Below are 6,973 nucleotides of genomic sequence, written 5' to 3'. Positions count from 1 at the left end.
CGCGAGCGCGCGCGGCGCGGGTCGGCGCCGCGCAATACCGCGTCGAGCGCGTGCGGGCCGTGCGCGGCCGCATGATCGCGCAGCGCCGCATGGGCGGCGGCGAGCCGCGCGCTGTCGCGTGCCGGCGCGGCGTCGAAACGCTCGGCCAGCGCGTTCAGGTCCGCGCGGTTCGCGATGCGCAGGATCTCCGCGTAGGTGGCGACCGCGACCGGCAACCGCCGGCCGGGGCATGCGATGTAGAAGCGGCCGGCGGCCGGATCGGCGCGCAGCGTGATGTCGCCGGCCGCGAGCGCGTCGCCGTACGGCGCGCCGAGGCACGGCAGCAGCACCTTGCCGTCGAGCGCGGGGTCGGGCGGATGCCAGTCGATGTCGAAATAGCGTGCGTACGGGCTCGCCGGCCCCCATTCGAGCACGTCGTTCCACCAGCCGTTCGACGACCCGCCGACGCCCATGTGGTTCGGCACGATGTCGACGATCACGCCGAGGCCGCGCGCGCGCAGCGCGTCGACGAGCCGCATGAAGCCGGCTTCGCCGCCGAGTGCCGCGCCGAGCGTGCCGTAGTCGACGGTGTCGTAGCCGTGCAGCGAACCCGGCTCGGCCGTCGAGACCGGCGACAGGTACAGGTGGCTGACGCCGAGCCGCGCGAAGTAGTCGGCGTGCGCGGCCGCGTCGTCGAACGTGAAGCCCGCATGCAGCTGCAGTCGCAGCGTCGCGCGCGGGATCATCGGCGGCGCCCCTGCGCGCGGCGCGCATGCACGACGGCGGCGATGCGCGTGCGCACGTCGGCGTCGAACAGCGCGTCGATCGTGCGCGGCAGCCGCTGCCGCCAGTTCGGATGGCCGCACGGCTGCCCCGGCAGGTTCGGCTGCGCGTCGAGCGCGAGCAGATCCTCGAGCGGCAGCAGCGCGAGCGGCGCCGGGCCGCTCGCGACGTAGCCGAGGATCGCGTTCACCGGCGGCATGTCGGCGGGCGGCGTCGCGGCGTCGGCCGGCACGCACCCGGCCTGCTGCAGCGCGTGCCACAGCGCGGCGCGCTCGGTCGCGCGTTCCGCGTGAGCGGCGAGCAGCTCGGGCGGCGACGCCGGCGGCGGCGTCGGGTTGCCCGGTTCGGGGCGCTGCACGGTGTCGTGTCCGAACGCCATGCTTTGCACGATCTCATCCGAATCGTGCGCGCTCGCATCGTCCGGCGCCGGGGCGGCGACGTCGCGCGGTTGCGATTCGTCGCGTCGCTTCGCGGCTGCGGCCTCGGCCGCGACGCGCCGCCATCCGAGATCGACGCCGCGCCACCAGCCGGCCACGGTCGGCAAATCGTGCGTCGAGGTCGTCGCGATCGCATCGCGATCCCACGCGGACGGCGGGCGGAACGCACCCTGCGCGTCGCGCTCGAACCACAGCACGCGCATGCCCGCGACACCCTGCGCGCCGAGCCGTTCGCGCAACCCGGCCGGCACGGTGCCGAGATCCTCGCCGATCGCGATCGCGCGATGGCGTGCCGCCTCGAGCGCGACGATCCGCACCAGATCGTCGAGCGGATAGCGCAGGTACGCGCCGCTGCGCGGCGAGCCGCCGCCCGGCACGATCCACATCCGCGCGAAGCCGAGCACGTGATCGATGCGGATGCCGCCCGCGTGCGCGAACGCGGCGCGCAGCAGCTCGATGAACGGCGCGAAGCCATCCGCGCGCAACGCGGCGGGCGTCCACGTCGTCACGCCCCACGCCTGGCCGGCGGCGTTGAACAGGTCGGGCGGCGCGCCGAGCGACACGCCGCGCAGCAAGGTCGTGCCGTGCGCCCACGCGTCGCTGCCGGCGCGATCCGAGCCGACCGCGAGATCGGCGATCAGCCCGGTCGCCATGCCCGCGCCGCGCGCCGCGTGCTGCGCGTCGCCGAGCGCGCGCGACGCGCACCATTGCAGGAACGTGTGGAACGCGATCGTGTCGGCATGCGCATGCGCGAACGCGTCGACTTCCGCCGATCCCGGCGTGCGCCACGGCGCCGGCCACTGCCGCCAATCCGCGCCGATCCCGTGCTCGATGCAGAACGCCTGCAGCGCATCGAAGCGCGCATGCGCGTCGAGCGCCGCACCGCCCGCCGCGCGAAACCGCTGGTAGGTGTCGCGCGACGGGTCGTCGCTCGCGCGCCACGCGTCGAAGCATGCGCGCAAACGGCGCAGCTTCATCGGCAGCACGCGAGGCCAGTCGATCAGCGCGGCGTCGGCCGTGGCGGCCGCCGCGGGATGCGACGCGGCGCCCGCGCCCGGCACCGCGTCGCAGTCGAGATACGCGACGTTGTGCCAGCGTCGCGACGACGGCGAATACGGGCTGTCGTGCGCGGGCAGCGCCGGATAGCCGGCATGCGTCGGGCTGATCGCCACCGCCTGCGCGCCGTGTCGCGCGGCCTGCGCGGCCAGCCGCGCGAGCGCCGTGTAGTCGCCCGCGCCGTCGTCGCCGGTGCGGCGCAGGCTGTAGAGCTGCGCCGCGATGCCCCAGCGGCGGCCCGCGTCATGGGTGCGGGCGAACGCGTCGAACGGGCGCGTGCGCGGCGGCGCGATCGCGAGCCCGATGCGCTGCTCGCCGATGTCGAGCGCGTGATAGCCGGGCATCGCGAGCGGCGGCAGCGTGCCGTGTTCGCCCGCGCCGCCCACGCGTCCGTCCACGTGCCCGCCGGTCTCGAGCGAGATCCGGAAGCGCGCGCCCGGCGGCGCGACGGTCGCGGGCAGCGTCAATGGCAGGCCGGCGTCGCCGGTCACGACGCGCGGCGGCGACGCGTTCGCGTCCGCGAGCGCCGCCGCGCTGTCGACCCGCTGGATCGCGGTGCCGCACGGCCAGCCGAGCGCATCGACGAGCGCGACGAGCGCGTCGTCGTCCACGCGTTGCGCGACGCCGCCCGCGTCGGTCCAGTCGGGTTCGAGGCCGGCCGCGCGGGCGAGCGCCGCGATCGGGACGTCGGTCGTCATGACGGGCTCCGTCCGTTCGCGCGGTGATGCCGCGCATCCTGGTTGACCGCGCCGTCGCGCCACGCGAGGCACGCGCGCGGCGGCACGTGTCCGCCCGGCAGCCGGTCGCGCGCGCGCGGCGGCGTCTCGAACACGATCTTGCCGACCGGCAGATCGGGCAGCGTCGCGTCGTGCGAGCCGAGATTCAGCGCGATCGTCAGCGTGCTGCCGTCGCCGAGGCGCCAGCGCGCGACGAGCGCGGGCGGGTCGTCGTCGCCCGCGAGCAGTTCGACGCCGAGCGACTGCGCGCCGGCCAGGTGTGGCGTCACGAGCGCCGCGCGCACGGCCAGTGCGCTGCGATAGAAGCGCCGCCACGCGGCCGCGTCGGGCCACGACTCGTCGGGCGGATGGTGCGACGACGAGCGCACGAAGGTCGCGATGTCGTTCGGGTCGGGAATCGCGTCGCGATGCGCGGCGTCGGCGAACGCGGGAAACGCGGCGAATTCGCGACGCCGGCCGTCGCGCACCGCGTCGGCGAGCGCACCGCGATAGTCGGTGAAGAACTGGAACGGCTGCGTGCTGCCGTCTTCCTCGCCCATGAACAGCAGCGGGATCGACGGCGCGAGCAGCATCAGCGCGGTGGCCGCGCGCACCGCGTCGTCGTTCGCGAGCGCGCGCAGCCGCTCGCCGAACGCGCGGTTGCCGATCTGGTCGTGGTTCTGCAGGAACGCGACGAACGCGGTCGGCGGCAGGTGCGCGCTCGGCTCGCCGCGCGCGGCACCGTCGTGCAGCGGCGACGGTTCGCCCTGGTACGCGAAGCCTTCGCCGAGCGTGCGCGCGAAATGGCGCAGCGGCGCGTCGGCGTACGCGCGGTAGTAGCCGTCGCGCTCGCCGGTCAGCAGGACGTGCGCGCTGTTGTGGAAGTCGTCGTTCCATTGCGCATCGAAACCGCCCGGGCCCAACAGGCTCGCGGTATTGCGTTCGTTCTCCAGCACGAGATGAACGTGGCGCGCGTCGCCCGCATGCGCGCGCACGCGACGCGCGAGTTCGCGCAGCCACGCATCGTCGTCGATCGCGTGCGCGGCGTCGATGCGCAGCCCGTCGAAACGGTATTCGTCGAGCCAGTACAGCGCGTTGTCGATGAAGAACGTACTCGTCTGCGGGCGCGAGAAATCGATCGCGGGCCCCCACGCGGTCTGCCGGTCCGCGCGGAAGAACTCGGGCGCGTAGCGCGGCAGCAGGTTGCCTTCGGGGCCGAAGTGGTTGTACACGACGTCGAGGAACACCTGCAGCCCGAGCCCGTGCGCGGTATCGACCAGCGATTTCAGCTCCTCGGGCCGCCCGTACGACGCGTCGGGCGCGAACGGCAGCACGCCGTCGTAGCCCCAGTTGCGCGCGCCGGGGAACGCATTGACCGGCATCAGTTCGACCGCGGTCACGCCCAGTTCGGCGATCGCCGGCAGCCGCCGCTCGACGGCCGCGTAGCCACCGCAGGCGCCGACATGCAGCTCGTACAGCACCGTCTCGTGCCACGGGCGGCCGCGCCATGCGTCGTGGCGCCAGCGGTACGCGGCCGGATCGACGACCTGGCTCGGGCCGTGCACGTCGTACGGCTGGAAGCGCGACGCGGGATCGGGCACCGCGAGCGCGTCGTCGAGCAGGTAGCGGTACAGCGTGCCGGGGCCGCACGGCGCGACCGTCTCGAACCAGCCGTCGCCGGCCGGCGTCATCGGCAGCGCGCGACCGCCTTCGTCCTGCAGCTCGACGGCGGCGGTGCGGCTCGCGGGCGCCCATAGCCGGAAGCGTGTGTGCTCGGCATCGATGCAGGTCGCGCCGAACGACGCTTCGAATGCATGCGTGCCGGTGGGGCGGGCGGAACGGGAAGTCATGGCGGTCCTCAGGAAGACTGATCGGGCGGCACGGCGGCGACCGCGATTACGGCTGCATGGGCGGCGACGTCGAGCCCCGCTTCCGGCCACGAGCGCGGGCCCGAGTCGGGCGTCGCGGTGTCGAGCAGGATGCGGTAATCGAGCACGGGTGCGGGCGGCATGAACGTGATGGTGTCGGCCGATGCGTTCAGCATCACGAGCAACGCCTCGGTGCGTCCGGTGCGGCCGGTGCCGACGCGCCGCATGGTCAGCGCGCGGCGTTCGCCGTCCTCCCAGGCGGGCACGGTGAGCGCGTCGCCGCGTTCGTCGAACCAGTCGATCTCGCGCATGCCCGGCGCGCCGTCGCGGTCGCCCGACGGGTAGCGCGGTGCCGACATCACCGGATACATGCGCCGCAGCGCGGCGAGCCGCGACACGAAGCGGGTCATCTGCACGCCGTCCTCGCTGTGCGCCAGGTCCCAGTCGAGCCACGACAGTTCGTTGTCCTGGCAATACGCGTTGTTGTTGCCGTGCTGCGTGCGGCCGAATTCGTCGCCCGCCACGATCATCGGCGTGCCGAGCGCGGTAAACAGCGTCGCGAGCATCGAGCGCGCGACGCGCTGGCGCACGTCGCGGATCGCCGCGTCGTCGGTCGGCCCTTCGGTGCCCCAGTTCGCGCTGCAGTTGTCGTCGCGGCCGTCGCGGTTGTCCTCGCCGTTCGCGTCGTTGTGCTTGCCCGCATACGACACGAGGTCGGCGAGCGTGAAGCCGTCGTGCGCGGTGACGAAATTGACCGATGCCCACGTGCGGCGGCGCCCGTGATTGAACAGGTCGGCCGAGCCCGACAGCCGCGCGGCCAGTTCCGGGCGCTGCCCCGCGTCGCCGCGCCAGAAGCGCCGCACGGTATCGCGAAACCGGTCGTTCCATTCGGCGAAGCCGGGCGGGTGGCGGCCGAGCTGATAGCCGCCGGGGCCGAGATCCCACGGCTCGGTGATCAGCTTGCGCTGCGCGAGCACCGGGTCCTGCCGCAGCGCATCGAAGAATCCGGCGCCGGGCTCGAAGCCGTGATCCTCGCGGCCGAGCGTCACGCCGAGATCGAAGCGAAAGCCGTCGATGTTGAACGCGGTCGCCCAGTAGCGCAGCGAATCCATCACCATCTGCACGACGCGCGGATGCGACAGGTTCAGCGTGTTGCCGCAGCCGGTTTCGTCGACGTGGTAGCGCGGATCGTCGGGCCGCAGCCGGTAATAGCTCGCGTTGTCGAGGCCGCGCCACGACAGCGTGGGCCCGAGCTGGTTGCCTTCGCACGTGTGGTTGTAGACCACGTCGAGCACGACCTCGATGCCGGCCGCATGCAGCTGGCGGACCGCGATGCGCATTTCGTCGAGCCGCCGCGTCGTGAGATACGACGGCTCCGGTGCGAAGAACGCGGCCGTGTCGTAGCCCCAGTAGTTGCGCAGTCCACGTTTCACGAGCTCGCGCTGCTGCAGGAACGCGTGGATCGGCAGCAGCTCGACCGTCGTCACGCCGATCGACAGCAGGTGATCGATGAACGCCGGATGCGCGAGCGACGCGAACGTGCCGCGCTCCGGCGGGCGCAGCCCCGCGCGGCGCATCGACGCGCCGCGCACGTGGGTCTCGTAGATCACGGTGCTGCGCCACGGCACGTTCGGGCGGCGGTCGTTGCTCCAGTCGAATGCTTCGTCGACGACCACGGCCTTCGGCATCGCGGGCGCCGAATCGCGGCGGTCCATCGACAGGTCGGCCCGGTTCGAATGCACGCGATAGCCGAACAGCGCGTCCGACCAGCGGAACTGGCCCACCAGCTTGCGCGCGTACGGGTCGAGCAGCAGCTTGGTCGGGTTGAAGCGATGGCCGTGCTGCGGCTGATAGGGGCCGTCTGCACGGAACCCGTACACGGTGCCCGGATGCGCGTTCGGCAGGTAGCCGTGCCACACCTCGTCGGTGCATTCGGGCAGGTCGAGGCGCGCGAGTTCCTTGCGGCCGGTCGGATCGAACACGCACAGCTGGATGCGATGCGCGTGCGCGGAAAACACCGCGAAGTTGGTCCCGAGGCCGTCCCAGGTCGCGCCGAGCGGATAGCTGCGGCCGGATTCGAGACGGGTGGGCAGGGCGGTCGGCATGGGGCGGATCTCCGTGTCGAGGGCGCGAG

At 73.2% G+C, this 6,973-nt stretch carries 4 protein-coding genes; all 4 read right to left on the bottom strand.

What is annotated here, in order from left to right; all coding sequences use genetic code 11:
- On the bottom strand, window positions 1-725 hold a 725-nt coding region (locus MMB92_RS27530), incomplete at its 3' end, for an alpha-amylase family glycosyl hydrolase (protein WP_277563069.1).
- On the bottom strand, window positions 722-2,953 hold the full coding sequence (malQ, locus tag MMB92_RS27525) for a 4-alpha-glucanotransferase (RefSeq protein WP_277563068.1): 2,232 nt from the start codon (window positions 2,951-2,953) through the stop codon (window positions 722-724). The genes MMB92_RS27530 and malQ, both read right to left, overlap by 4 nt.
- The gene (gene treZ / locus MMB92_RS27520) at window positions 2,950-4,821 is read right to left on the bottom strand and encodes a malto-oligosyltrehalose trehalohydrolase (RefSeq protein WP_006498315.1); all 1,872 of its coding nucleotides are present in this window, start codon (window positions 4,819-4,821) and stop codon (window positions 2,950-2,952) included. Before treZ ends, malQ begins: the two co-directional genes overlap by 4 nt.
- An 8-nt stretch (window positions 4,822-4,829) precedes the next feature.
- Window positions 4,830-6,944 (bottom strand): glycogen debranching protein GlgX, encoded by a 2,115-nt coding sequence (gene glgX / locus MMB92_RS27515; RefSeq protein ID WP_034203621.1) that lies wholly within the window; start codon window positions 6,942-6,944, stop codon window positions 4,830-4,832.
- Window positions 6,945-6,973: the final 29 nt, after the last annotated feature.

Origin of the sequence: Burkholderia sp. IO2, from assembly GCF_029522185.1 — a bacterium.
GTDB lineage: Bacteria > Pseudomonadota > Gammaproteobacteria > Burkholderiales > Burkholderiaceae > Burkholderia > Burkholderia cenocepacia.
Note: the sequence above shows the minus strand (reverse complement) of the source record. Positions and strands in the feature narration are given on the sequence as shown.